General features: G+C 63.6%; 22 protein-coding genes. 10 read left to right on the forward strand and 12 right to left on the reverse strand.

Annotated features, from left to right (window positions below; translation table 11 throughout):
• Positions 1-18 precede the first annotated feature (18 nt).
• From lexA to ABTV29_RS12775, 7 genes are all read left to right on the forward strand, one after another.
• Positions 19-636 (forward strand): transcriptional repressor LexA, encoded by a 618-nt coding sequence (gene lexA, locus ABTV29_RS12745; protein ID WP_433770706.1) that lies wholly within the window; start codon positions 19-21, stop codon positions 634-636.
• Positions 636-1,253: a translesion DNA synthesis-associated protein ImuA gene (gene imuA, locus ABTV29_RS12750; protein ID WP_433770707.1), complete on the forward strand. Its 618-nt coding sequence runs from the start codon at positions 636-638 to the stop codon at positions 1,251-1,253. The genes lexA and imuA overlap by 1 nt, the downstream gene beginning before the upstream one ends.
• Before the next feature lie 7 nt (positions 1,254-1,260).
• Positions 1,261-2,676: a Y-family DNA polymerase gene (locus ABTV29_RS12755; protein ID WP_433770709.1), complete on the forward strand. Its 1,416-nt coding sequence runs from the start codon at positions 1,261-1,263 to the stop codon at positions 2,674-2,676.
• Entirely contained in the window at positions 2,652-5,750 is a 3,099-nt protein-coding gene (locus ABTV29_RS12760; RefSeq protein WP_433770711.1) for an error-prone DNA polymerase, read from the forward strand. Before ABTV29_RS12755 ends, ABTV29_RS12760 begins: the two co-directional genes overlap by 25 nt.
• A 645-nt stretch (positions 5,751-6,395) precedes the next feature.
• Positions 6,396-7,070, forward strand: coding sequence for a CsgG/HfaB family protein (locus ABTV29_RS12765; RefSeq protein ID WP_433771859.1), 675 nt, complete (start codon positions 6,396-6,398; stop codon positions 7,068-7,070).
• Positions 7,071-7,099: 29 nt separating this feature from the next.
• Complete coding sequence (locus ABTV29_RS12770; protein WP_433770713.1) at positions 7,100-7,480, forward strand: DUF4810 domain-containing protein; 381 nt, start codon at positions 7,100-7,102, stop codon at positions 7,478-7,480.
• Positions 7,477-8,136: a DUF799 domain-containing protein gene (locus ABTV29_RS12775; RefSeq protein WP_433770715.1), complete on the forward strand. Its 660-nt coding sequence runs from the start codon at positions 7,477-7,479 to the stop codon at positions 8,134-8,136. The genes ABTV29_RS12770 and ABTV29_RS12775 overlap by 4 nt, the downstream gene beginning before the upstream one ends.
• 82 nt (positions 8,137-8,218) lie before the next feature.
• On the opposite strand, the gene ABTV29_RS12780 is transcribed toward ABTV29_RS12775, so the two are convergent.
• From ABTV29_RS12780 to ABTV29_RS12810, 7 genes are all read right to left on the reverse strand, one after another.
• Positions 8,219-8,908 carry a flavin reductase family protein gene (locus ABTV29_RS12780; RefSeq protein WP_433770717.1) on the reverse strand — a complete coding sequence of 230 codons (690 nt, stop codon included), beginning with the start codon at positions 8,906-8,908 and terminating at the stop codon, positions 8,219-8,221.
• 11 nt (positions 8,909-8,919) lie between these two features.
• A complete protein-coding gene (locus ABTV29_RS12785; protein WP_433770719.1) occupies positions 8,920-10,416 on the reverse strand; it encodes an amidohydrolase family protein in 1,497 nt (498 codons plus the stop codon).
• On the reverse strand, positions 10,413-11,609 hold the full coding sequence (locus ABTV29_RS12790; protein WP_433770721.1) for an amidohydrolase family protein: 1,197 nt from the start codon (positions 11,607-11,609) through the stop codon (positions 10,413-10,415). The genes ABTV29_RS12785 and ABTV29_RS12790 overlap by 4 nt, the downstream gene beginning before the upstream one ends.
• 157 nt (positions 11,610-11,766) lie before the next feature.
• The gene (locus tag ABTV29_RS12795; protein WP_433770723.1) at positions 11,767-12,825 is read right to left on the reverse strand and encodes an extracellular solute-binding protein; all 1,059 of its coding nucleotides are present in this window, start codon (positions 12,823-12,825) and stop codon (positions 11,767-11,769) included.
• Between the two features lie 17 nt (positions 12,826-12,842).
• The gene (locus tag ABTV29_RS12800) at positions 12,843-13,631 is read right to left on the reverse strand and encodes an ABC transporter permease (protein ID WP_175378464.1); all 789 of its coding nucleotides are present in this window, start codon (positions 13,629-13,631) and stop codon (positions 12,843-12,845) included.
• The gene (locus tag ABTV29_RS12805; protein ID WP_128605026.1) at positions 13,628-14,545 is read right to left on the reverse strand and encodes an ABC transporter permease; all 918 of its coding nucleotides are present in this window, start codon (positions 14,543-14,545) and stop codon (positions 13,628-13,630) included. The genes ABTV29_RS12800 and ABTV29_RS12805 overlap by 4 nt, the downstream gene beginning before the upstream one ends.
• Before the next feature lies 1 nt (position 14,546).
• Positions 14,547-15,629 carry an ABC transporter ATP-binding protein gene (locus ABTV29_RS12810; protein WP_433770725.1) on the reverse strand — a complete coding sequence of 361 codons (1,083 nt, stop codon included), beginning with the start codon at positions 15,627-15,629 and terminating at the stop codon, positions 14,547-14,549.
• Between the two features lie 140 nt (positions 15,630-15,769).
• Here ABTV29_RS12810 and ABTV29_RS12815 point away from each other — a divergent pair, with 140 nt between their 5' ends.
• From ABTV29_RS12815 to ABTV29_RS12825, 3 genes are all read left to right on the forward strand, one after another.
• Entirely contained in the window at positions 15,770-16,459 is a 690-nt protein-coding gene (locus tag ABTV29_RS12815; RefSeq protein ID WP_110963291.1) for a GntR family transcriptional regulator, read from the forward strand.
• A 175-nt stretch (positions 16,460-16,634) separates the two neighbouring features.
• Positions 16,635-18,746 (forward strand): ATP-binding protein, encoded by a 2,112-nt coding sequence (locus ABTV29_RS12820; RefSeq protein WP_433770727.1) that lies wholly within the window; start codon positions 16,635-16,637, stop codon positions 18,744-18,746.
• Between the two features lie 140 nt (positions 18,747-18,886).
• Positions 18,887-21,523 (forward strand): excinuclease ABC subunit A, encoded by a 2,637-nt coding sequence (locus tag ABTV29_RS12825; protein WP_433770729.1) that lies wholly within the window; start codon positions 18,887-18,889, stop codon positions 21,521-21,523.
• 182 nt (positions 21,524-21,705) lie between these two features.
• On the opposite strand, the gene ABTV29_RS12830 is transcribed toward ABTV29_RS12825, so the two are convergent.
• Genes ABTV29_RS12830 through ABTV29_RS12850 form a run of 5 tightly spaced genes read right to left on the reverse strand, consistent with a single transcriptional unit; the run spans position 21,706 to position 26,277 of the window.
• Complete coding sequence (locus ABTV29_RS12830; protein ID WP_433770731.1) at positions 21,706-23,649, reverse strand: response regulator; 1,944 nt, start codon at positions 23,647-23,649, stop codon at positions 21,706-21,708.
• The gene (locus ABTV29_RS12835; RefSeq protein WP_433770733.1) at positions 23,639-24,514 is read right to left on the reverse strand and encodes a sensor histidine kinase; all 876 of its coding nucleotides are present in this window, start codon (positions 24,512-24,514) and stop codon (positions 23,639-23,641) included. The genes ABTV29_RS12830 and ABTV29_RS12835 overlap by 11 nt, the downstream gene beginning before the upstream one ends.
• Entirely contained in the window at positions 24,507-25,517 is a 1,011-nt protein-coding gene (locus tag ABTV29_RS12840) for an ATP-binding protein (RefSeq protein WP_433771861.1), read from the reverse strand. Before ABTV29_RS12840 ends, ABTV29_RS12835 begins: the two co-directional genes overlap by 8 nt.
• The gene (locus ABTV29_RS12845; RefSeq protein ID WP_433770735.1) at positions 25,514-25,918 is read right to left on the reverse strand and encodes an anti-sigma regulatory factor; all 405 of its coding nucleotides are present in this window, start codon (positions 25,916-25,918) and stop codon (positions 25,514-25,516) included. The genes ABTV29_RS12840 and ABTV29_RS12845 overlap by 4 nt, the downstream gene beginning before the upstream one ends.
• Entirely contained in the window at positions 25,915-26,277 is a 363-nt protein-coding gene (locus ABTV29_RS12850; protein ID WP_433770737.1) for an STAS domain-containing protein, read from the reverse strand. The genes ABTV29_RS12845 and ABTV29_RS12850 overlap by 4 nt, the downstream gene beginning before the upstream one ends.

Here is a 26,277-nt window from a genome sequence, read left to right on the forward strand (position 1 = left end):
AATCGCAAAAGAGTACAAATGTACTCCATGACGACTCTCACTCCCCGCCGTACCGCCATCCTGACCTTCATCCGCGAGCGAATCGCGGAGCACGGTCAGTCCCCGAGCCTCGCTGAAATCAGCGAGGCCTTCGGTTTTGCCTCCCGCAGCGTGGCGCGCAAGCATGTGCTGGCGCTGACCGAGGCCGGTTTCATCGAGGTCAACCCGCATCAGGCCCGGGGCATTCGGTTGCTTGGCCAGCCGGCGCGCCCCGAACTGCTGGATATTCCCGTCCTCGGCCGGGTAGCGGCGGGTGCGCCGATCGGGGCCGATGCCGAGGTCCACAGCCGCCTGCTGCTCGATCCGTCGATGTTCTCCAGAACGCCGGACTACATGCTGCGGGTTCGCGGCGACTCGATGATCGAGGACGGCATTCTCGATGGCGATCTGGTGGGCGTGCACCGCAGCCCCGAGGCCATCAATGGCCAGATCGTCGTGGCGCGTCTCGACGGTGAAGTGACCATCAAGCGTTTCGAACGCTCAGGCGACACCGTGCGCCTGCTGCCGCGCAACCCGGCGTACCAGCCAATCATCGTCGAAGCCGACCGGGACCTGGCCATCGAAGGGGTGTTCTGCGGTTTGGTGAGGCAAGGCTGATGGGTGCCGTCGTCGCGCTGGATACGCTGTTCAATGGCGGCCAGGTCTGGAAAGGCCGGCCTGCGTCGCCGTCCGCCAGCCCGCAACCTACCGGGCATGCCGCGCTGGACGCGGCGCTGCCGAGCGGGGGCTGGCCGGAAGCGGCGCTGAGCGAAATCCTCCTGGCCGGGCAGGGCGTGGGCGAGTTGCAACTGGTGTGGCCGACGCTGGCGCGGCTCTCGGCGGCGGGCGAGCGCATTGTGCTGGTGGCGCCGCCGTTCTTGCCGTACCCCCAGGCCTGGCAGAACGCCGGGGTCGATCTGCGCCAGTTGTCGATCATCCAGGCCAGCGAGCGCGATGCCCTGTGGGCGGCCGAGCAATGCCTGCGTTCGGGCAGTTGCGGCGCAGTGCTGTGCTGGCCGCACAAGGCCGATGACCGGGCGTTGCGGCGTTTGCAGGTGGCGGCGGAAACCGGCTCGACCCTGGCCTTCGCCTACCGCTCGATCCATGAAGCGCTCAATCCGTCACCCGCGGCCCTGCGCATCGCCATCGATGCCAGGCCTGCGCAATTGCGCGTGCTCAAGTGCCGCGGCGGGCTGGCCCGTTCGGCGCCGATTGCCTTCCCTGTGGGGCATTGAGGTTGCCATGCGCTGGGTGTGCATTGTGTTCCCGCAATTGGCGCTGGACGCGGTACTGCGTCAGCGCACCGACCCCGATGAGCCGCTGGCGCTGCTGACCGGCCCGGCGCAGCGCCGGGTCTTGCAGGCGGTCAACGCGGGGGCGCGGGCGCTGGGGCTGCGCCCGGGCCAGTCGATGACAGCCGCCCAGGCGTTGAGCAAAGGCTTCACCACGGCGGAGTATGACGCGGCCGAAATCGAACACTGGCAACAGTTCCTGGCGGCCTGGGCCTACCGCTTCAGCTCCCAGGTCAGCGTGCATTACCCCCGTGCGGTGGTGTTTGAAATCGAGTCCAGCCTGGGCCTGTTCGGCGACTGGGCGCAATTGGAAGCACGGCTGCGCAGCGAACTGGGCGAGCTGGGCTTTCGTCACCGCATTGTCGCCGCGCCCAACCCGGTGGCGGCACGGATCCTGGCCAACGCCTATGACGGCCTGGTGGTGCCCGACGATCAAGCCTTGCAGCACCACCTGGGGCAATTGCCCATCGACCGGATCGGGCTTGAGGCCAACGTCGCCACGGCCTTGTCGCGCATGGGGCTGCGCACCCTGAGCCAGGTGCAGGCGTTGCCGCGGCAGAGCCTGGCCCGGCGTTTCGAGGCCCAGGTGCTCAAGCATCTGGACACCTTGCTCGGCACTCGGCGGCTGGCGTTGGCGTTCTATCTGCCGCCGGATCGCTTCGATGTGCGCATCGAGCTCAATTTCGACGTGCAATCCCATCAGGCCCTGCTGTTTCCATTGCGCCGGTTGACCGGCGATCTGTCGGCGTTCCTGTGCGGCCGGGACAGCGGGGTGCAGCGCTTCGATCTGCATCTGGAACATGCGGGGCTGCCGGACACCCTGATCAAGGTCGGGTTGCTCAGCGCCGAGCGCGATCCGGCGATGCTCTTCGAGCTGGCCCGCGGGCGGCTGGAACACGTCCAGGTCGAGGCCCCGGTGCGCGGCTTTCGCCTGCGCGCCGAAGATCTGCCGGCCTTTGTGCCCCAGCGTCAGGAGCTGTTCGACGACCGTCCGCAGCAAACCTTGCCCTGGGAGCAACTGCGCGAACGCCTGCGCGCGCGGCTGGGGGATGATGCCGTGCATGGCTTGCGCTTTCAGGCCGATCACCGCCCCGAATGCGCATGGCAGGCCCGTGCCGACAACCAGTCCTGCGGGCCATTACCAAGCGTGAAGCGACCGGGCTGGCTGCTGACTGAACCGCTGGCGGTGCACGAGCACTCGACGCGCATCCTGATGGGGCCGGAGCGCATCGAGTCCGGCTGGTGGGACGGTGACGACGTGCGCCGCGATTACTACCTGATCGAAACCCGAACCGGCCAGCAGGGCTGGGCCTGGCGCGCGGTCGGCGAGGACGGCCCCTTGTGGTTGCAGGGCTGGTTCGCATGAGTGCGGGCTATGCCGAACTGCACTGCCTGTCGAATTTCAGTTTCCAGCGCGGTGCCTCCAGTGCCCTTGAGCTGTTCCAGCGGGCAAAAAAGCAGGGCTATCAGGCCCTGGCGATCACCGACGAATGCACCCTGGCCGGGATCGTGCGCGCCTGGCAGGCGGCGAAGTCCGTGGAGTTGCCGCTGATCATCGGCAGCGAGATCCGCATCGAAAACGGCCCGAAACTGGTGCTGCTGGTGGAGAACCTCGAGGGCTACCAGACCCTGTGCCGGCTGATCACCCGAGCCCGTCGCCGTACGCAGAAAGGCCAGTATCAGGTCCTGCGGGATGACTTGTGCGAGCCATTGCCGGGGTTGCTGGCGCTGTGGGTGCCGGACGCGGTCGATGAGGTCGAACAGGGCCGCTGGCTGAAGCCGATTTTCGCCGAGCGCCTGTGGCTGGCGGTGCAACTGCATTGCGGCCAGGACGACACCCGGCGCCTGCACGATCTGCTGGCCCTGGCCCGGGAAGTGGGCATCCCGGCCGTGGCCAGCGGCGATGTGCACATGCACGCCCGCGGTCGCCGCGCCCTGCAGGACACCATGACTGCGATCCGTCATCACCTGCCGGTGGCCGACGCCGGGTTGCGCCTGCACCCCAATGGCGAGCGGCACTTGCGCAGCCTCGACCTCTTGGGCGAGCGCTATCCGCCGGCGTTGCTCGACGAGACCCTGGTCATTGCCCGGCGCTGCACCTTCGACCTCGGCCAGTTGCGTTATCAGTATCCGCGGGAGCTGGTACCCGAGGGGCACACGGCGACCTCCTGGCTGCGCGAGTTGACTGAGCGTGGCATGCGCCAGCGATGGCCCGCCGGTGCCAGCGACAAGGTGCGTGGTCTGATCGACAAGGAACTGGGGCTGATTGCCGAGCTGGGGTATGAGAGCTATTTCCTGACCGTTCAAGACGTCGTCGCTTTCGCCCGGCGCGAGAAAATTCTCTGTCAGGGCCGAGGCTCGGCGGCCAACTCGGCGGTGTGTTTTGCCTTGGGCATCACCGAGATCGATCCGGACCGGATGAACATGCTGTTCGAGCGCTTTCTTTCCAGGGAGCGCGACGAGCCGCCGGATATTGATGTGGACTTCGAGCACGAGCGCCGCGAAGAAGTCTTGCAGTACGTGTTCCGGCGCTATGGCCGCACACGCGCGGCGCTGACCGCCGTGGTCAGCACTTATCACGCGGCCGGCGCCGTGCGCGATGTGGCCAAGGCACTGGGCCTGCCACCGGATCAGATCAACGCCCTGGCCGATTGCTGCGGTCACTGGAGCGATGAAGCTCCACCCGTGGAACGCTTGCTTGAGGGCGGTTTCGACCCCGAAAGCCCGGTGCTGCGCCGGGTATTGAGCCTCACCGCGCAACTGATCGGTTTCCCCCGGCACCTCTCCCAGCACCCCGGCGGCTTCGTGATTTCCGAGCACCCGCTGGACACCCTGGTGCCGGTGGAGAATGCGGCGATGGCCGACCGTACGATCATTCAGTGGGACAAGGACGATCTGGACGCAGTGGGCCTGCTCAAGGTCGATATCCTCGCGCTGGGCATGCTCAGCGCAATCCGCCGCTGTTTCGATCTGCTGCGCCGTCATCGCAATCGTGACTTGAGCCTGGCGACGATCCCCTCCGAGGATTCGCAGACCTACGACATGATCAGCCGCGCCGACACCATCGGCGTGTTCCAGATCGAATCACGGGCGCAGATGTCGATGCTGCCCCGGCTCAAGCCACGCAAGTTCTATGACCTGGTGATCGAGGTGGCCATCGTTCGTCCGGGGCCGATTCAGGGCGGGATGGTGCATCCGTACCTGCGGCGGCGAAACAAGGAAGAACTGGAAAGCTATCCCTCCGAAGAGTTGCGCGAGGTGTTGAAGCGCACGCTCGGTGTGCCGCTGTTCCAGGAACAGGTGATGCAGATCGCCATCGTCGCCGCCGACTACAGCCCCGGCGAAGCCGATCAGTTGCGTCGCTCCATGGCGGCCTGGAAACGTCACGGCGGCCTCGAACCGCACAAGGAACGCTTGGCCGCCGGCATGAAGAAGAACGGCTACAGCGCCGAGTTTGCCGCGCAGATCTTCGAACAGATCAAGGGCTTTGGCAGCTACGGTTTTCCCGAATCCCACGCCGCCAGTTTCGCCTTGCTGACCTACGCCAGTTGCTGGCTCAAGTGCCACGAGCCGGCGGCGTTCGCCTGTGCGCTGATCAACAGTTGGCCCATGGGTTTCTACAGCCCGGACCAGATTCTGCAGGACGCGCGCCGGCATCAATTGCAGATTCGTCCGGTGGACGTGCGCGCCAGTGACTGGGATTGCAGCCTGGAGCCGGTGGCCGGCGCGCAACCGGCGATTCGCATGGGGCTGCGCATGATCAAGGGCTTTCGCGAAGAGGATGCCCGGCGTATCGAGGCGGCGCGAGGCAAGGGCGCGTTCGCCGATATCGCGGACCTTGGTGAACGGGCGCAACTGGATGCCCGTGCCCAGGAACAACTGGCCGATGCCGGTGCGTTGCGCGGGCTGGCCGGTGACCGCCATCGGGCGCGCTGGGAAGTGGCGGGGGTGGAGAAACAACTCGGCCTGTTCGCCGGTTTGCCCCGGCAGGAGGAAGTCGCAATCGAGTTGCCAAGGCCCACGGTCGGCGAAGACCTGCGCGCCGATTACGCCAGTGTCGGCACCACCCTCGGCCCCCATCCGCTGACCCTGCTGCGCGCTGAATTGAAAGCCCGGCGTTGCCGCAGTTCAAAAGAATTGCTGGACGTCGAACACGGACGCCCTGTGAGCGTCGCCGGGCTGGTCACCGGGCGACAGCGGCCGGGCACCGCCAGTGGCGTGACCTTCGTCACCCTCGAAGACGAATTCGGCAACGTCAACGTGGTGGTCTGGCGCGACCTGGCCGAGCGCCAGCGCCGGGTACTGGTGGGCTCGCAATTGCTCAAGGTCGACGGGCGCTGGGAAAAGGAGGGCGAAGTGCGCCACCTGATCGCCGGGCGCCTGAGCGACCTCAGCCCACTGCTCGACGGCATCACCGTGCGCAGCCGGGATTTCCATTGAAAAGCACATGACCTGTAGGAGCGAGCCTGCTCGCGATGAGGCCGGCACATTCAACGTCGATGTCGCCTGATGCGCCGCCATCGCGAGCAAGCTCGCTCCTACAGGTTTTTATGTCGTTCTCAAATCATGCAATCAACACAAAACCCTGTGGGAGCGAGCCTGCTCGCGATGAGGCCGGCACATTCAACATCGATGTCGCCCGATGCGCCGCCATCGCGAGCAAACTCGCTCCCACAGGTTTTTGGTCGTTCTCAAATCATGCAATCGACACAGAACCCTGTGGGAGCGTGGCTTGCCCGCGAAGAGGCCGGCACAGCCAACCAAGATGTCGACTGACAAACCGCCATCGCGAGCAAGCTCGCTCCTACAGGTTTTTATGTCGTTCTCAAATCATGTAATCGACACAGAACCCTGTGGGAGCGAGCCTGCTCGCGATGAGGCCGGCACATTCAACATCGATGTCGCCCGATGCGCCGCCATCGCGAGCAAGCCCGCTCCCACAGAAGGCCAGATCATTGACGTCAAGAAACAAATTAGTCCTGTCATCAATGATGGCACTTTGGCATAATGCCGCCCGTTTCCGATCCCCACTGCGTTGCCGCGCCGGGATACATCGTTTTTTTCAAGAAGGAATGTTTAGTGAGAATGATCTCTCGGATGTTGGTCTCAGGCGTTGCGATTGCCGTGCTGGGCACGATCGCCGGTTGTGCGACGGAAAGCTCCCGTGCGCTGCCGGTGGCCAAGGTCGAAAGTGCCACCCAGGCCTGGGCCGGTACCCGCATCCCCATGGCCGTGGGCAAGTTCGATAACCGCTCCAGCTACATGCGCGGGATTTTCTCCGATGGCGTCGACCGTCTCGGCGGGCAGGCCAAGACCATCCTGATCACTCACCTGCAACAGACCAACCGCTTCTCCGTGCTCGATCGCGACAACATGGGCGAGATCCAGCAGGAAGCGGTAATCAAGGGCCAGGCCCAGCGCCTGAAAGGCGCCGACTACGTGGTCACCGGTGATGTCACCGAGTTCGGCCGCAAAGAGACCGGCGACCATCAGTTGTTCGGCATCCTTGGCCGTGGCAAGACCCAGGTCGCCTACGCCAAGGTCAACCTGAACATCGTCAACATCAGCACTTCCGAAGTGGTGTATTCGACACAGGGCGCAGGCGAGTACGCCTTGTCCAACCGCGAAATCATCGGCTTCGGTGGCACTGCCGCCTACGACTCGACCCTCAACGGCAAAGTCCTGGACCTGGCCATGCGCGAGGCGATCAATCGCCTGGTCGATGGCATGAACACCGGTGTATGGAAACCGGGTAACTGATCGATACCCATCGCAAGGAGCAACAACCCATGAATCTGTCCCTGTCGCGGTCGTTACTGACCCTGACCCAGATCCTGACCCTGACCGCCAGCGCCTTGCTGGCCGGTTGCAGCAGCCCGAAAACCCTGTACCAGTGGGAAGACTATCAACCCCAGGTCTACGAATACTTCAAGAGCGAAACGCCGAAAGAGGCCCAGGCCGAGGTGCTGGAACGTGATCTGCAAAAGATCCGCTCCACGGGCAAGAGCGTGCCGCCGGGGTATCACGCGCATCTGGGCCTGTTGTACCTGAGCATGGGCAAGGATGATCAGATGGTGCAGGAACTGCGCACCGAGAAAACCCTGTTTCCCGAGTCCGGCCCGTACATGGATTTCCTGCTTAAAAACGCCAGGACAGGAGACGTCAAATGATCCCGCGCACCCTCAAGCTGCTGGCCAGCGCCCTGGCATTGACCCTGCTGGGTGGCTGTGTCGCGCCCAAGACCGTGGATTATTCGGCGTACAAGCAAGCGCGTCCGAAATCCATCCTGGTATTGCCGCCGCTGAACACTTCGCCGGACGTCAAGGCCTCCTACAGCCTGTTGTCGCAAGTGACGATGCCGCTGGCCGAGGCTGGCTACTACGTGTTGCCGATCACGCTGGTCGATGAAACCTTCCGCCAGAACGGCCTGACCACGCCCAATGACATCCATCAGGCACCGACCAACAAGCTGCAGGAAATCTTCGGTGCCGACGCCGCGCTGTACATCACGGTGAGCGAGTACGGTACGCGCTACATGTTGATCAGCAGCGAAACCGCGGTGACGGCCAGCGCCAAGCTGGTCGACCTGAAAACCGGCACCACCCTGTGGACCGGCTCGGCGCGGGCTTCGAGCGAAGAGGGCGGCAACAACAGCGGGGGCGGTCTGGTCGGCATGCTGATCAGTGCCGCGGTGAAGCAGATCATCAACAGCGCCACCGATGCCGGTTACCCGATTGCCGGCGTGGCGAGCAATCGTCTGCTGTCGGCCGGACAACCGGCAGGCCTGCTGTACGGGCCACGGTCGCCGAAGTACGGTACCGATTGAAGTTGAATGCTCGCTCCCCTCTGTAGGAGCGAGCATGCTCGCGATGGAGGGCAGGGCGCCGCGGGGCGTCAGGCAGCCAGCGTCATCGTTGACGGCCATCGCGAGCAGAGCTCGCTCCTACAGGCCAAAACCGCTCCCCACCCCCCGGCGCTTCCGTCCACGCTTGCAATGAGCGGGTCGGCAGGTCGAAGTAATCCCGCGTGCGGGCATAGCCATGCCCGCCCATGCGCCCGATCGCATCCAGCCCCAGTTGATCGATGTACAGGGTTTTCGGGTCGATCAGTTCGTCCCGCACATGGGCCATCAGCACTTCACCGAAAATGATCTCCCGCGACTGGCCGATGTTCAGCGCCATCATCCTCCGGCACTCCAGCGCCACCGGGGCTTCGCCGATGCGCGGGCATTTGACCGTGGTGCCGGCGATGGCGGTGAGGCCGGCGGCGGTCAGTTCATCGAAGCCGGGGGCGAAGGGTACGGCGCAGACGTTCATGGCTTCCACCAGGGCATCGCTGACGATGTTGACGGTGAATTCCTGGTTGAGCTGGATATTGCGCGTGGTGTCCTTGGGGCTCTGGTCGCCGTAGTTCTCCACGCCCAGCGCGAGGATCGGCGGGTCGGCGGACAGCGCGTTGAAAAAGCTGAACGGCGCGGCGTTGACCCGGCCTTCGCCGTCGACGGTGGTCACCAGGGCAATAGGCCGTGGCACCACGCTGCCGATCAGGATCTTGTATTTTTCCCGTGGATTCAGTTGGCTGAAATCGAAGCTTTGCATGGCAGAAATCTCTAAAGAAGGGGATCGATGGCGCACAGCGGCGCCTGTGCGCTGTAGTCGTCGGCGAACGGGATGGCCGGCTGGAACAGGGTTTTCCAGTCCGGTTGGCCGAAGGCCCGGTCGCTGTGGCTGCGCATCAATTTTTCGAATTGCCGTTGGGCCTGGCGTTGCAGGGCGGGGTAGTCGACACCCCGGACCTGACCGTCCTGCATCACGCAGCGGCCGTCGATGTAGCTGGCGATGCAGTCGTCGCCGCGTCCGGCCAGCACCAGGTTTTTCAGAGGATCGAACAGCGGCCCCAGATGCAGGCCGCGCAGGTTGAACACAGTAATGTCGGCCTTGCACCCCGGCGCCAGGCGGCCAAGGTCGTCGCGCCCCAGCGCCTTGGCGCCGCCGAGGGTGGCGGCGTTGTACAGATCGAGGGCGCTGGTCAATCCGTTGCCGCCCTCCATCAGGCGGGCGATGTTCAAGCCCTGGCGCATGTTGTCCAGCAAATCCGCAGGCCAGGTGTCGGTGCCCAGGGCGAAGTTGACGCCTTTGGCCCGATAGCGGCCGAAGGAGTTCAGCGCCTCGCCGTCGCGGGCGAACACCACCGGGCAATGCACCAGGCTGGCGCCACCGTCCACGATGCGCTGCAAATCGTCATCGCCACGGGTGTAGATGCCGTGGGGCAATAGGCTGCGCGGGTTCAACAACCCGAGCTGTTGCAACCAGCCTAGCGGTGAAGCACCGCGCAGCTGCTCGACCATCGCCACTTCACCGAGGCCCTGGCAGCAATGCAGTCGCATCGGTGCATTGAGTTCCTGGCTCAGCGCGGCGGTGCGCTGCAACAGCGCCGGGGTGCAGGTCTGGATACGATCCGGCAGCAGCGCGCCCCGAATCAGGTCGCCGTTTGCGCCGTCGAAATCCTTGAAGAACCGTTGCGCGGCATCGAGCCCGGCCAGGCCCCGGGCTTCGTCCCAGTGATGGGCCAGCGTGCCGTCGGCTTGCCAGTAACTCATGCCGCTCATGTAGCAGGGGCCGAGGTAAGTACGCAGCCCCAGCTCGGTAGCGATGCCTGCCACCGCGGCAAATTCGTCGTACGTTTCCGCCCACTCGCGGTAATACATCGAGGTGATCGGCATGGCGGTGGTGATGCCGTTGCGGATCAACTGAGTGAAGGCGTAGCGGTATTTGAAATCCTCATCTTCAAAGCTGTAGCTTTCCCGAGGCCCGCGCGCCAGATACTCGGCCGACCACATCCGGCCCATGTCGCGCTCGTCGCCGTTGTCCAGGGTCAGCACCGTGGAGTCGAGATCGCCCAGCGCATCCAGATCAATGAAGCCGGGGCCGATCAGCGCATTGCCATAGTCGATCCACTGGTCCACCGGCCCCGGATAATCGCGTCCGACGAAGACAATGCGCGAGCCTTCGAAGACCACTTCGCCGTCGCGCCACAGCACATGACGCGTGCCGTCGTAGCCGACCACGCAGCTACTTTTAAGGCCGACTACAGGCGTGCGATTCACAAACGGCTTTCCAGCAGACGACCACCGGAGGCGATCAACTGCCCGCGGCGATAGACCTGGCGCGGCGGCCGCGAGACCACGGCTTCACCCAGGGTCTGTACGGGCATCAGCAAAAAGTCCGCAGGCTGTCCGATCTCCAGCGGGCGGCTTTCAATCCCGAGCGCCCGGGCGCCATTGACGGTGGCCGCCTCGAACGCCGCCGCCAGCTCTTCGTCCTTGTTCAAGTCGAAACGGAACGCCAGCAACATCGCCCGTTCCAGCATGTCGCCGTTGCCCATGGGCGACCAGGCATCGCGAATGCCGTCCGAACCCAGGCAGACGTTCACCCCGGCTTCGCGCAAGGCGAGGAACGGCGGCACGGCGGTATCGGCCGGCGCCGAACTCATCAGGGAAATCCTCAGGGCCGCCAGACGCTCGGCCACCGGTTTGACCTGGCTCCACGGCAGCATGCCGAGGCAGTAGGCGTGGCTGATCATTACGCGGTTGGCAAGCCCGAAGCGTTCGGTGTAGTCGGCGATCAACCTGATCTGCCACAGGCCCAGTTCACCCTTGTCGTGCAGGTGGATGTCCACGCCACGGTCGAATTCGCTGGCCAGTGCGAACACGAAATCGAGTTGCGCGACGGGATCGTTATCGATGCCGCAGGGGTCGAGGCCGCCGACGTTCTCCACGCCCAGGGCCATGGCTTCGCGCATCAGTTCGGCGGTGCCGGGGCGGCTGATCAGGCCGGTTTGCGGGAACACCACCAGTTGCAGGTCGATCAGGTCACGGTATTTATCACGCAGTTGTTGCATGGCCTGGACGTGGCGCAGGCCGAATTCCGGGTCGATGTCGACGTGGCAGCGCATGGTCAGCGAGCCACGGGCGATGCAGTTTTCCAGCAGGGCGCCGGCGCGCTGCGCAATCGGCGTGGTGACTTCACGCAGCACGCGGCGCTCGTTGGCGATGTAGTCCTTGAGGGTCGGGCCGGCACTGTTCGGCCGCCAGGGCTGGCCCCACAGGGTTTTGTCCAGGTGCACGTGGCTTTCCACCAGGGCGCCGGTGAGCAGCTGGTTCTGGCCGTCGATGTCGGTGGCCAGCAGCTCGGTGGTCGAGGCCGGGCGGCGCTGTGTGAAGCGGCCGTTTTCGATCAGCAGGTCTTCGGCGGGGGCGCCGTAGGGGCGCACGTTGCGTAGCCAGCGGGGGTGGGTCATTGCATACCTCAAATTCGGTGTTGTAAGGGAGGGCCTCATCGCGAGCAGGCTCGCTCCCACAGGTTTATGAGTTGTTCCCAATATTTGTGATCAATACAAAACCACTGTGGGAGCGAGCCTGCTCGCGATGGCCGCGCCTCGGTTTCAAGCCAGGCAATCAGCCCTTGAGCTTCGCCCAGATCCGGTCCTGCAGTTCCCGCGCCTTGTTGCTGCATTCCTTTTCAGGGCGCAGGCGCGAGGCGAATTCGTCGGGCATGTTGATGGCGTCCATGACCTGCCATTTGGCGTCGATCAGCTTGTCGCTCTGGATGCCGTTGGCGTAGGCGATGGCGTTGGACACGGCGGCGGCGTTTTCCGGTTTCATCATCCAGTCGATGAAGATCTTCGCGTTGCCGGGGTGCGGCGCGCTTTTCGGTACGGCGAAGTTGTCCTGGAACATCGCCAGGCCTTCCTTCGGATACACGTACTTGATGGTGTTCTTCTGCAAGGTGGCCCGCGCGGTGGAACCGTTCCAGTTCTGCATCATGATCACTTCGCCGGAGGCCATGCGGTCGACGGTGTTGTCCGAGCTGTACATCTTCAGGAAAGGTTTCTGTTTTTGCAGCAGTTCGAGAATGCGCTTGGCGTCCTGCGGGTTTTCCGTGCATTCGTCGACGTTCAGGTAATGGCTGGCGGCATTGATCACGCTGCTCGAGGTATCGAGCGCGGCCAATTGGCCTTGCAGTTCCTTGCGCGGTTCGAAGAACTCTTTCCACGAGTCATCCAGCTTGCCGCCCGGCACCCGGGCACTGTCATAGGAGAACCCGGTGGTGCCCCACAGGTACGGCGCCGAGAACTTGCGGCCAGGGTCGAAGGCCGGATCGCGGAACGCCGGTTTGACGTACTGGAAGTTGGGCAGGGTGGGGGTGTCGATTTCCAGTAGCAAGTTCTGGTTGATCAGGGTGCGCATGATCGACTGCGACGGCACGATCACGTCATAGGCCGCGCCACCGGCCTGCAACTTGGCCAGCAGGGTTTCATTGCTGTCGTAGCCGTCCATGGTGACCTTGATCCCGGTCTCCTTTTCGAACTTGGCCAACAGGTCGACCGGGTAGTAGTCGGTCCAGTTGTAGAAGAACAGTTCCTTGGGCTCGGCGGCCTGGGCGCTAAAGGCGGTGAAGCAACTCAAGGCCAGACTGGCAACGGCAAAACGCATGCTTTTCACTTTCTTGCTCATTCAGGAAGTCTCCGGGCTTATTGTTGTTTGCCGCGCTGTCCCAGCCAGAAGGCCAGCACCACCAGCACGATGGAAATCACCAGCATCAGGGTCGAGATCGCATTGATCTCCGGCGTCACGCCGGCCTTGATCGCCGAGAAGATGTACACCGGCAGGGTCGTGGAACCGGGGCCGGCAACGAAGAAGGTCATGATGAAATCGTCGAGGCTGACCACGAACGCCAGCACCGACCCGGACAGCACCGCCGGCCACAACAGCGGCAGCGTCACCCGGCGGAACACCTGCCAGGGGTTGGCGTACAGATCGTTCGCCGCTTCCAGCAGGCTCTTGTCGAGGTCGTTGAGCCGCGCGCGGATCGGCAGGTAGGCGAAGGGAATGCAAAAGCCGATGTGCGCGACGATCACTGTCAACAGGCCGAGCTTGATCCCCAGCGACATGAACAGCAGCAGGGTGGCCACGGCCGTGACGATTTCCGGCAGGATCAGCGGCAGGTTGATCCCGCCCTCGACCATCTTCTGCCCATAGAACGGCCGGTAGGTGGCCAGCGCCGCCAGCAGCGCAATGGCCGTGGCGCAGACCGTGGCGATGCCGGCGACGATGATCGAGTTCAGCGCCGCCGTCTGGATCGACGGGTTGGCCAGGATCCGTCCGTACCAGTCCAGGGAGAACTCGGTCCATACCGTCGCCGAGCGGTTGGCGTTGAAGCTATAGGCGATCAGCACAAAGATCGGCAGGTACAGGTAGGCCAGGATCAGCAGGCTGACTTCCCGGGTCATCGGCAGTTTTTTCAGGTGCAGGGCGATCATGCGGTGGCTCCCCGGCGAAGAGTTTTGGCGGCGCTGCGGCTATACAGGGCGTAGAGCACCAGGGACAGCAGCAGAATCCCCAGCAGCAGGAACGACAGCGAACTGCCCAGCGGCCAGTTGCGCGCGGTGCCGAACTGTTGCTGGATCAGGTTGCCGATCATCAGGGTCTTGCCACCGCCGAGAATCGCCGGGGTGATGAAGGCGCCGAGGCTCGGCACGAACACCAGCAGGGAACCGGCAATCACCCCCGGCATCGACAGCGGCAAAATGATCCGCCGCAAGGCATGCCAGCGATTGGCGCCCAGGTCGTAGGCCGCCTCCACCAGGCGCCAGTCGAGTTTTTCCAGGGTCGAGTAGATCGGCAGGATCATGAACGGCAGGAAGCTGTAGACCAGCCCGACGCTGACGGCGAAGTCGTTGTAGAGCAGGGTGATGCCACCGGCGGAAGGGAACAGCGCGTTGAGGCTCTGGGCGACCCAGCCCTGTTCGCGCAGGATGATCAGCCAGGCGTAGTTGCGGATCAGCAGGTTGGTCCAGAACGGAATGGTGATCAGCAACACCATCAGGTTGCGCCGGCGCGGTGTCAGGCTCGACATCCACAGCGCCACCGGAAAGCCGAACAAAAAGCACAGCACCGTGGTGCCGCCGGCCTGGAACACCGAGCGCAGCAGCGCCTGGGCATAGACCCAGTTGAGCTCCAGTTCACCGTCGAAACCTTCCTGGAAAAACAGCTGCACGTAACTTTGCAATTGCCAGTTGGCCTGCCAGTCGACGCCGCCATAGACGTTGCGCGGCAACAGGCTGATGTAGCCCATGATGCCCAGCGGAATGGCGATCAGGGCCAGCAGGGTCAGGACCACCGGGCTGAGCAACAGCGCCCGGTTGAGGGCGGGGGAAGTGCTGCTGACGCTCATCTCAGGCCTCCATCAGCAGGCAGGCGTGGGGCGGCAGGTTGACCGCCACGCGATCGCCGACCCCGCGGTTGCGGTTCAGGCCTTCGTTGTTTTCCCGCAGCATGACCTTGATGTCGTTGTTCAGGCGGCACTGGTAAAGCGTCGCGGTGCCGACGTACAGCACGGCTTCGATCACCCCGCGCAAATGGTGCGGTTGCGTTGGATCCACCAGTTGCGAACGCTCCGGGCGGAACGCCAGTTGCACCTTGCCGTCGATGCCCTGGGGCGGGCAGGGAATTTCCACCGGCATGCCGCTGGGCACGAACAGGTTCTCGTTGTGCTGACCACGCTTGAGGTGGCCCGGCAGGAAGTTGATATCGCCGATGAACTGCGCGACGAACTGATGCTGCGGCCGTTCGTAGATGTCGTTGGGTGTGCCGATCTGCAGGATCTTGCCGGCGGACATCACGGCAATGCGATCGGACAGGGTCAGGGCTTCTTCCTGATCGTGGGTGACGAAAATAAAGGTGATCCCGGCTTCCTTCTGCACGCGCTTGAGTTCGACCTGCATTTCCTTGCGCAGCTTGAGGTCCAGCGCCGACAGCGGTTCGTCGAGCAACAGCACTTTCGGTTTCGGCGCCAGGGCCCGGGCCAGGGCCACCCGTTGCTGCTGCCCGCCGGACAGCTCCGCCGGTTTGCGCCGTGCCAGATGTTGCATTTGCACCAGCGCCAGCATTTCGTCGACGCGCTGCGGGATCAGCTTGCGTTCAAGACCCTGCATCTCGAGGCCGAAGGCGATATTCTGCGCAACACTCATATGTGGAAACAGTGCGTAACTCTGAAACACCGTATTGACCCGGCGCTTGAACGGCGGCAGGTCGTTGACCGGCTCGCCGGCGAGGCGGATTTCACCGTCGCTGACGTGCTCGAAACCGGCAATGGTGCGCAGCAGGGTGGTCTTGCCGCAGCCGGAGGGGCCGAGCAGGGTGAAGAACTCGTTGTCGGCGATGGTGACCGAGACATTGTCCAGAGCGGGCGCCAGGCCTGGATCGTCTGAATACCGCTTTGAGACGTTACGCACTTCAATTGCAACTGGATGACCCATAATGGTGCATTCCTCTAATTATTGTATGCAAAATCTGGATGCAATTTAGAAATACCCGGATTAACCTGCTGGTGCAACCCCCTTTTTCAAGGCTGTGCATTCGCCTGGGGTAGGTTGACTGGCGCTGAAGGAGTCATCGAATGAGCGAAAAGAAACTGGAGACCACGGTCGACCGCGTCTACCAAGGGGTTTACGAGGCGATCAGCAAGCGCTCGTTGCGACCCGGGATGAAGCTCGGCGAGGCTTCGCTGGCCGAACTGTTCAATGTCAGCCGCACGTCGGTTCGTGCCGCGCTCAAGCAATTGGAAGCCGATGGCCTGGTCACCACCGAGCCCAATAAAGGTGCATCGGTGTCATTGCCCAGCGACGAAGAGATCCGTTCGCTGTTCGAAACCCGGCGCCTGGTGGAGATCGGCATCGTCAGCGAACTGTGCCGCCGGCGTGACACTGCGGTGACCCAGGACCTGCGCGATCATTTGTTGCTGGAGGACGAGGCGCACCAGAGCGGCGACCACGAGCGGCTGATCCATCTGCTCGGCGAGTTCCACATCAAACTCGCCCGCAGCCTGAACAACCCGGTGTTGCTGGACTGGTTCCAGAAACTGATCTCCCGCGCCTCGCTGTATGCCGCCGCGCTGGACGATGACAGCCACGAAGCCTGCCGCGACGACGAGCACCTGCGGCTGATCGAGTACATCGAAGCCGGCAACCAGAGCGCGGCGATCGAGTTGACGTGCATGCACCTCAATGGCATCGAAAAGGCGATCCTCGACGTGGCGGCCACCTTGAAAAGCGGCTACAACCCGCTCGCGCATCTGATTGAGGTGTAAGGGGCTACACTCCCCTGTAGGAGCGAGCATGCTCGCGATGGAGGACAGGGCACCGCGGGGTGTCAGGCTGCCAGCGTTATCGTTGACGACCATCGCGAGCATGCTCGCTCCTACATCGATGAACCATTGGCATCCGCGATGCTCGAAAAAGACGGGTGCACATCAGAGCCAGCCAATGCAGTTTCTAGACGATAGCCACGGGTGTGCCGGCTGGTGCGGCGAAATGGCCGAGCGTATTCGTGCGTTCGACTGGAGCCGCACCGAGCTGGGTGCCATCGACACCTGGCCAAGGAGCCTGGGCAGTACGGTGCAGCTGATGCTCGCCTCGCCATTGCCCATGGTGATGCTCTGGGGCCATGCCGGCTACATGATCTATAACGACGCCTATTCGCACTTTGCCGGCGGGCGCCATCCCTACCTGCTGGGTTCGCCTGTGGAACTGGGCTGGCCCGAAGTCGCCGATTTCAACCGAAACGTGGTCGATACCTGCCTGGCCGGCGGCACCTTGTCCTATCGCAATAAACTGTTGGTGCTGCTGCGCGACGGGGTGCCGGAGGATGTCTGGCTGGACCTCTACTACAGCCCGGTCGCCAACGACGAAGGCCGCCCGGTGGGGGTCATGGCGATGGTCGTGGAAACCACCGAGTTCGTCATCTCCGAGCGCCTGCGCCAGGCCGCCGAAAATGCCTACCGCGCCGATAACGAACGGGTTCGCCTGGCGCTCAACGCCGGGGCGCTGATTGGCTCGTTCGTCTGGGACATCAAGGCCAATGTGCTGAGCGGCGACGAACGCTTTGCCCGCACCTTTTCCTATCCCGCCGGGCAACCGCTGGACAGCCTGGCCCTGGACGCTGCCGAAGCACGCATTCATCCCGATGACCGCGCCTGGGTGCGCGAGCAAGTCAGCCGGTCCGTGCAGACCGGTGCGCCCTATAACGCCGAATACCGGATCCTGCGTGCCGATGGCAGCTATTTGTGGGTGCTCGCCAGCGGTTGTTGCGAGTTCAACGAGCAGGGTGAAGCGTTTCGTTTCCCCGGGGTGCTGATCGACATTCACGAACGCAAGAGCGCTGAAGAATCGTTGCTCAAGTTCACCCGCAATCTGGAGCAGCGCGTCGCCGATGAAGTGGAGGCTCGGCTGGCGGCGGAAGAGCAGTTGCGCCAGTCACAGAAGCTCGAAGCCATCGGCGGCCTGACGGGCGGCGTGGCCCACGACTTCAACAACCTGCTGCAGGTGATCGCCGGCAACCTGCACTTGCTGGCCCGTCATGAAGCGCAGAACGCCAATGTGCAACGCCGGGTCGCCGCCTCAATTGCCGCCGTCGAGCGCGGCGCCAAGCTGTCATCGCAATTGCTCGCCTTTGCCCGCCGCCAGCCGCTGTCCCCGGCCATATACACGCCCCAGCAGATTTTCGACGGCCTGGGCGAACTGTTGCAGCGCGCACTGGGGGAAACCATCCAGGTCCACATGACTGCTGCCCCTGATCCCTGGCCGGTGTTTGTCGATCGCAATCAACTGGAAAACACCGTCTTGAACCTGGCGATCAATGCCCGTGACGCGATGAAAGGCGAGGGGACTATCGAGCTGCGCGCGGACAACACCAGCCTCGATCAGTCGTTCTGCGCGGGCAAGGGCATTGCCGCCGGCGACTATGTGCGCGTCACGGTGGCCGACACCGGTTCGGGCATGTCGCCGCAAGTCCTGGCACAGGCGTTCGAACCGTTCTTCACCACCAAGCCCGACGGTCAGGGGACGGGGCTGGGCCTGAGCATGGTGTTCGGCTTCGTCAAGCAGAGTGGCGGGCATGTCGAGATGTCCAGCGTGGTCGGGGAGGGCACGCGGGTGCAGCTGTACTTCCCGCGCAGCCTGCGGCCGGTGAACACGGAAACCACGGTGCCCGATCTGCCGCAACGGGGCGGGCATGAACGGATACTGGTGGTCGAGGACAATGAAGCGGTGCGCACTTCGACCGTGGAGCTGTTGCGCGAAGAGGGCTACCAGGTGCTGACGGCGGCCAATGCCGACGTGGCCATGCAGATGCTGCTCGAAGGGGAGGTGGTGGACCTGATCTTCACCGACGTGGTGATGCCCGGCCTGATCAAGAGCTCGGACCTGGGTGCATGGGCGAAAGTGCAAAACCCGCCCGTGGCGGTGCTGTTCACCTCGGGTCACACCCGTGACATTATCTCGCGCAATCACCAACTCAGCCCCGATACGCATTTGCTGAGCAAACCCTATAGCCCGCAAGCGCTGACGCAGATGATCCGCACCGTTCTCAATGCTTGAGAAAAAACACTGTAGGAGCGAGCCTGCTCGCGAAAGCGATTTGTCATTCAACATGGATGTTGCCTGACACTCCGCTTCGCGAGCAGGCTCGCTCCTACAGTGGATTCGTGTATAGACAACTATCCAATCAAGGCGACCCGATGACTTCAATGCGCACCACCAACCCTCCCTCAGGCATGGTCAGGGTGCGCGGCGCCCGGGAACACAACCTCAAGAACATCGACGTCGACATTCCCCGCGATGCGCTGGTGGTGTTCACCGGGGTGTCCGGTTCGGGCAAGTCGTCGCTGGCGTTTTCCACGCTGTACGCCGAAGCCCAGCGTCGCTATTTCGAGTCCGTGGCGCCTTATGCGCGGCGCCTGATCGATCAGGTCGGGGTGCCGGACGTGGATTCCATCGAGGGCTTGCCGCCGGCGGTGGCCTTGCAGCAACAGCGGGGTACGCCCAGCACGCGTTCATCGGTGGGCAGTGTCACCACCCTGTCGAGCCTGATTCGCATGCTCTACTCCCGCGCCGGTAGTTACCCGGCGGGGCAGCCGATGCTGTATGCCGAAGACTTCTCCCCGAACACCCCCCAGGGCGCCTGCCCGGAGTGCCACGGCCTGGGCCGGGTGTATGAAGTCACCGAGGCGCTGATGGTGCCGGACCCGAGCCTGACCATCCGCCAGCGCGCCGTGGCCTCCTGGCCCCTGGCCTGGCAGGGGCAGAACCTGCGGGACATCCTCGTGACCATGGGCTACGACGTCGACATTCCCTGGCGTGACCTGCCAAAAAAACAGCGCGACTGGATTCTCTTCACCGAAGAGACTCCGACAGTGCCGGTGTATGCCGGACTCACCCCGGAAGAAACCCGCGTCGCCCTCAAGCGCAAGTTGGAACCCAGCTACCAGGGGACTTTCACCGGCGCGCGGCGCTATATCCTGCACACCTTCACCCATTCGCAAAGTGCGCTGATGAAGAAGCGGGTTTCGCAATTCATGCTCGGCAGCCCTTGTCCGTTGTGCGATGGCAAACGCCTCAAGCGCGAGGCGCTGTCGGTGACCTTCGCCGGCTACGACATCGGCGAGCTGGCGCAGATGCCGTTGCTGCAAGTGGCCGAAGTCCTCAGGCCCGTGGCAGCCGAGCAGTATCTGCAGGAGGGCGAAGAAGCCGGTGAAGTGTTGAGCCATACCCAGACCCGCGAGGCCCGTGAGCAGCGCGTCGCCCACGGCGCCAGCGGGCATGCCAATGCCCCGGATGTGCGGCACACACCGAACCTGTCCGTGGAAAAACGCCTGGCGGCGCAGCGCATTGCCCAGGACTTGCTGGAGCGGGTCAGCACCCTGACCGATCTGGGGCTGGGCTATTTGGCGCTGGAGCGCAGCACGCCGACCCTGTCTTCCGGTGAATTGCAGCGCCTGCGCCTGGCGACGCAGCTGGGTTCGCAATTGTTCGGGGTGATCTACGTGCTGGACGAACCTTCGGCGGGCCTGCATCCGGCGGATGGCGAGGCGCTGTTCGAAGCCTTGCAGCGCTTGAAGTCCGCCGGCAATACCTTGTTTGTGGTCGAGCACGACCTGGAGACCATGCGCCGTGCCGACTGGCTGATCGACGTCGGCCCGGCGGCGGGCGAGCATGGCGGACGGGTGCTGTACAGCGGCGCACCGGCCGGGCTGGCGGACGTCAGCGAATCGCAGACCCGCGCCTATTTGTTCGCCGAGCATGACAGGCCGGGTCGTGCCCCGCGCACGCCGGGTGACTGGCTGCGCCTGGAAGGCATCACCCGCAATAACCTGAACAGCCTCGATGTCGAGTTCCCGCTGGGCTGCTTTACCGCAGTGACCGGCGTCTCAGGCTCGGGCAAATCAAGCCTGGTCAGCCAGGCTTTGCTGGAGCTGGTCGGCGCCCACCTTGGGCGAGCGCCGGCCGACAATGAAGCCGAAGAACCCAGCCTGGAAGACGATGCGCCGCAAACCAGCGGCGGTCAGGTCACGGCGGGGCTGGCGTCGATCAAGCGTCTGGTGCAGGTCGACCAGAAACCCATCGGCCGCACCCCGCGTTCGAACCTGGCGACCTATACCGGGCTGTTCGACAACGTACGCAAGCTTTACGCCGCCACGCCAGAGGCCCAGGCCGCGGGTTACGACGCCGGGCAGTTTTCCTTCAACGTCGCCAAGGGCCGCTGCGCCACCTGCGAGGGCGAGGGCTTCGTCAGCGTCGAGTTGCTGTTCATGCCCAGCGTCTATGCGCCGTGCCCGACCTGCCATGGCGCGCGCTACAACCCCGAAACCCTGGCCATCACCTGGCAGGGCCGCAACATCGCCCAGGTGCTGCAATTGACCGTGGATCAGGCGGTGGAAGTGTTCGCCGAGCAGGCGAGCGTGCGCCGCTCGCTGGAGGTGTTGCGCGATATCGGCCTGGGTTATCTGCGTCTCGGCCAGCCGGCGACCGAGCTGTCGGGTGGCGAGGCCCAGCGCATCAAGCTGGCGACGGAGCTGCAGCGCAATCAGCGCGGGGCGACCTTGTATGTGCTGGACGAGCCGACCACCGGCCTGCATCCGCGGGATGTCGATCGGCTGCTGGAGCAGTTGAACAATCTGGTGACGGCGGGGCATACGGTGATCGTGGTCGAGCATGAGATGCGCGTGGTGGCGCAGAGTGACTGGGTGATCGATATCGGTCCGGGGGCGGGGAATCAGGGGGGCAAGATAGTGGTGGCCGGGACGCCGCAGAAAGTGGCTAAAAGCAAGAAGAGCCGGACGGGGCCGTTTTTGGCCAGGGTCTTGGACAGGGCTTGAGTCGGCGGTGAACCGGCTGGCCTCATCGCGAGCAGGCTCGCTCCCACAGGTTTTGTGATCGGCACAGATCCCCTGTAGGAGCGAGCTTGCTCGCGATGGTCGTCAACGATGACGCGGGAAGTCTGACTTAACGCAGTGTCCTCGGGTTTTTCGCGAGCGAGCTCGCTCCTACAGGTTTTGTTTCAGGCGCCATCGAGGGTGCGCCTTACCTTGTCCAGCAATTCGTTGATCTGAAACGGCTTGATCAGCATCTCCATGCCATCGCCAAGAAACACCTGCCGATTGATCGCGGTTTCGGCGTAGCCGGTCATGAACAGGATCGGCAGTTGCTTGCGCCAGCCCCGCGCCACGTCGGCCAGTTCGCGGCCGCTCATGCGCGGCAGGCCGACATCGGTCAGCAGCAGGTCAATGGTGGCGTCGTGCTGCAGGCGTTCGAGTGCGGTTTCAATGTCGGCGGCCTGAGTGCAGCGGTAGCCGGCGTCCACCAGTACCTCGGCGACGAACATCCGCACCGACGGCGTGTCCTCGACGATCAACACATGCTCGCCCGCACCTTGGGGATCGACAGTGGCGGGGATGGCTTCGATGGCCGTGGGATCGGTGGTGGCCGGCAGCATGATGGTCACTTCGGTGCCGCGCCGGGCCACGCTGCGGATGTGTGCGTCGCCCCCGGATTGCCGGGCGAAACCGTAGATGGTCGATAAGCCGAGCCCGGTGCCCTGGCCCAGGGGTTTGGTGGTGAAGAACGGATCGAACACCTTGTCGATCACGTTATGGTCGATGCCCGTGCCGTCATCGCGCACCGACAGCGCAACGTAGGCACCGTCAGCCAGGTTGGGGTCGCCATGGGAGTAGGCGGCGTAGGTGTTGACCCAGATGTTGCCGCCCTGGGGCAGGGCATCGCGGGCATTGATCACCAGGTTGAGCACGGCGCTTTCCAGCTGGATTGGGTCGACCAGGGCGATGGCAGCCTTGCTCGTCAGCTCAAGCTTCAGTGCAATGCGTTCGCCGATGGTGCGCACCAGCAATTCTTCGAGGGAACGGATGTGCTCGTTGATGTCCACCGGCCGGGTATCGAGGGGCTGTTGCCGGGCGAAGGCCAGCAGGCGATGGGTGAGGGAGGCGGCACTCATGGCCGAGTTCAGGGCCGCCTCGGCGTAGAACTGAACTTTGTCGGTGCGGGCATCGGCGGCGCGTTTCTGGATCAGTTCCAGACTGGTGATGATGCCGGTCAGCAGGTTGTTGAAGTCGTGGGCGATGCCGCCGGTCAGCTTGCCCAGGGCATCCATTTTCTGCACCTGCAACAGTTGGGCTTCGGTGCGCACGCGTTCGGCGACTTCCTTGGCCAATTGGCTGGTGGCGTCATCGAGCCGGGCCAGGTGCGAGCGCTCACGGTGACGGTGCTCGGTGACATCCTCGACAAACACCAGGCTCGATTGCGGGGTGCGATAGGGTGAAATCTGCCACGTGGTTTCGCGAATTTCCCCCTGCACGCGCATGCTCAAGGTGCCTTTCCAGCGTTCGCCATAGGCCAGGCGCAGGCGCAGTTCTTCGATGACTGAAAGTTGATCGTCGGCAAAGCACTCGCGCAAGGTCTCGGGGTCGAGGTTGTCCTGGATCAGTCGGGCGAAGGCGTGGTTGCACTCGTGAACCTTGAGGTTGGCATCGAGCACAGCGATAGGGGCAGACACGTTGACGAAAATCTCGCGAAAGCGGGCCTCGCTTTCACGCAGGGCATTTTCGGTTTCCCGCACCCGCAGCAAGGTGCGCAGGGTCGCCAGCAGCACATCGGGGTCGACCGGGTGGATCAGGTAGGCATCGGCCCCGGCGTCGAGGCCGGTAATGATGTCGCCGGTCTGGATCGAGGCCGCCGAGACGTGCACCACCGGCAAAAGCGCGGTGGCCGGGTCGGAGCGCAGTTTGCGCACGATGTCGAAGCCGCTCATGTCCGGCAAATTGACGTCGAGTATCAGCGCATCGAGCGCGACACTGTCGATCAGCTCCAGGCCTTCGCTGCCGGTGCCGGCTTCGAGCACTTCATAACCGTGGCCTTCCAGGCGCCGGCGCAGGGCATAGCGCGTGGCGATGTTGTCGTCGACGATCAGCAGGCGCAGGTCACGTTTCATCAGCGGGCTCCATGGCGATGGCCAGCGGGATGATCACGAAAAAGGTCGAGCCGCTGCCGGGCGCGCTCTGGACGCCGACGTCGCCACCCAACAGCTGCGCGAAGCGCTTGCACAGGGACAACCCCAGCCCGGTACCACGCAGGCGCTTTTGCAACGGTGAGTCGACCTGGGAAAAGTCTTCGAACAATGCGCCATGCAGCTCGGGAGCGATACCGATGCCGGTGTCGCTGACGGCAAAACGCACTTTGTCGCCGTCTTCCAGCCGTGCCGACACCCGGACTTCGCCACGGGTGGTGAACTTCAGCGAGTTGGAAATGAAGTTGCGCAGGATCTGCGCCAGCTTCTTGTCGTCGGTGTAGAGCTGCGGCAGGCCCATCGGTTCCTCGAATATCAGGTCCACCGCGCTGCCATCGACAATCGGGCGAAACATGCCGCGCAGGGCCGAGAACAGGTCGAGCATGTCGAACCAGGCCGGGGAGATGGTGATGCGCCCGGCCTCGATCTTCGCCAGGTCCAGCAAGTCGTCGACCATGTCGGAGAGCTCCCGGGCCGAACTGCTGACGAACGCCACCTGTTTGTGTTGCTCGGCACTCAATGGCCCGTCGAGTTCGTCCCTCAGCAGGCTGGCGATACTCAGGATCGAGCCCAGAGGCGTGCGGAATTCATGGCTCATGTACGACAGAAAGCGGCTTTTCAGGTCCGAGGCCTGACGCAGTTGTTCAGCCTGGGTGTCGAGTTCGGCATACAGCGCCAGAACCCCCTGATTGGTCTCATCCAGCTCGGCGCGCAGGGCGTCGGCTTCGCCTTTCAACTGCGCGATCAGCGCCGCTTGCTCGTCTATCCGGCTGATGGGTGTTTCAGACATGAGCGGCCTCCAGAGCAATGACCAGCACCGTGACATCGTCCCGTCCACGACAGAAATCACGGTGCAAAACGGCGGCGATCACGGCGGGATGGCAATGCACCAGACCGGGGTAGTCCGCAAGGTTCCAGCGCGATTGCAGGCCATCGCTGTACATAATCAAAAGCTGTCCATTGATTTGAGCATAGTCAAAGGCTTGCGCCTTCCGATACTGGCCGCCGACGATGCCCGGATGGGAGGCAATGCCCCGGGACTTGTCCGCCGCGACAAGGCTGGCGCCGACGTTGCCGATACCGATGAACTTCAAGGTGTCGAAGGCGGTGTCGATCTGCGCGATGGCCACCGCACCGCCACGGGTTCCGATCATCGCCTGATGAATGTCTTCCAGCGCCAGCACCGGCGCGGCGAAGGGGGCAAGGGCGAAGGCCTTCTCGCCGGCACGGGCAGCCCGTTCGGCTTCTTCGCCATGGCCCAGCCCGTCGATCACCAGAACGCTGGTGCGTGGTCCGTCGACGGCCAGGTGCCAGATATCGCCGCAGGCCGGATCGTTGTGCAGCGAATGCTGGCTGATGCCGATGCGCAGGTCCGCCGCCTTGTCCTGGCGCGGATACAGACGCGTGAGCAGTACGGCGCCCCGTGAGTCGGCGTAGGCATCAAACACCTCGGCCTGACGCGACACCGCGCCCAAGCCGATGCCCTGGGTACCGCCCGTGGAAAAACCATCGGTCAGGCAGGCCTGCAGATCAAAACCGTTGGCGCGGTCTACCGCGAGCATTTCGATGCCGGCACCATTTGCTCGGGGCAGCACTCGCAGGTGCAACTCGCCACGGTTGGCATGCTTGAGGATGTTGCTGGCCAGTTCGGTCGCCACCAGCGCCACACGCCCGGCATCGCCCGGGTCGAAGCCGTGCTTCTCTGCCAGTTGCTGCGCGGTGCGCCGTGCGTGACCGATCTGGCTGCTGTCTTCGATGGCCAGCACCAGGGTCATTGAGCTGCCGATGTTCATGTCCATCGGGTGATCGTGACGCGAGTGCCTTTGCCCGGAGTGGTTTCGAGTTCGAAATCATCCACCAGCCGCTTGGCTCCGGTCAGGCCCAAGCCCAGCCCGGAACCGGAGGTCCAGCCGTCGGTCATCGCCAGTTTGACGTCAGGAATGCCGGGGCCTTCGTCACGGAACGACAGGCGCAGGCCGGTGCGCGGATTTTCGTCGATGATCTGCCAGTCCATGTCGCCGCCACCGCCATACACCATGGTGTTGCGCGCCAGCTCACTCACGGCGGTCACCAGCTTGGTCAGGTCAATCAGGCGCATGCCGCATTCGGTCGCCAGCTTGCGCGCCAGCTGCCGCGCCAGGACCACGTCCTGTTCGATATGAATCGGATGAGTACCGCTGCTGCGCACGGTCATTGCCGCAGTACTCGTTCCTGCAGCAGTTTCATGCCGCGCTCGACGTTCAGCGCAGTACTGACGCCAGGCAGGGTCAGGCCAAGCTCGACCAGGGTTATAGCCACCGCCGGCTGCATGCCGACCAGCACGGTCTGGGCATCCATGATTTTCGACAGGCCGGAAATGGTTCCGATCATCCGGCCAATGAAGGAATCGACCATGTCCAGTGCGGAAATATCGATCAGCACGCCACGGGCGGAGGTTTTGCTGATGCGCTCGGACAGGTCGTCCTGCAACGTCAGCGCAAGCTGGTCATGCATGTCGACTTGGATGGTCACCAGCAAAAAAGGCCCCATTTGCAGTATCGGAATACGCTCCAT

This window comes from Pseudomonas putida (genome assembly GCF_050989985.1).
GTDB classification, from domain to species: Bacteria; Pseudomonadota; Gammaproteobacteria; order Pseudomonadales; family Pseudomonadaceae; genus Aquipseudomonas; species Aquipseudomonas putida_AI.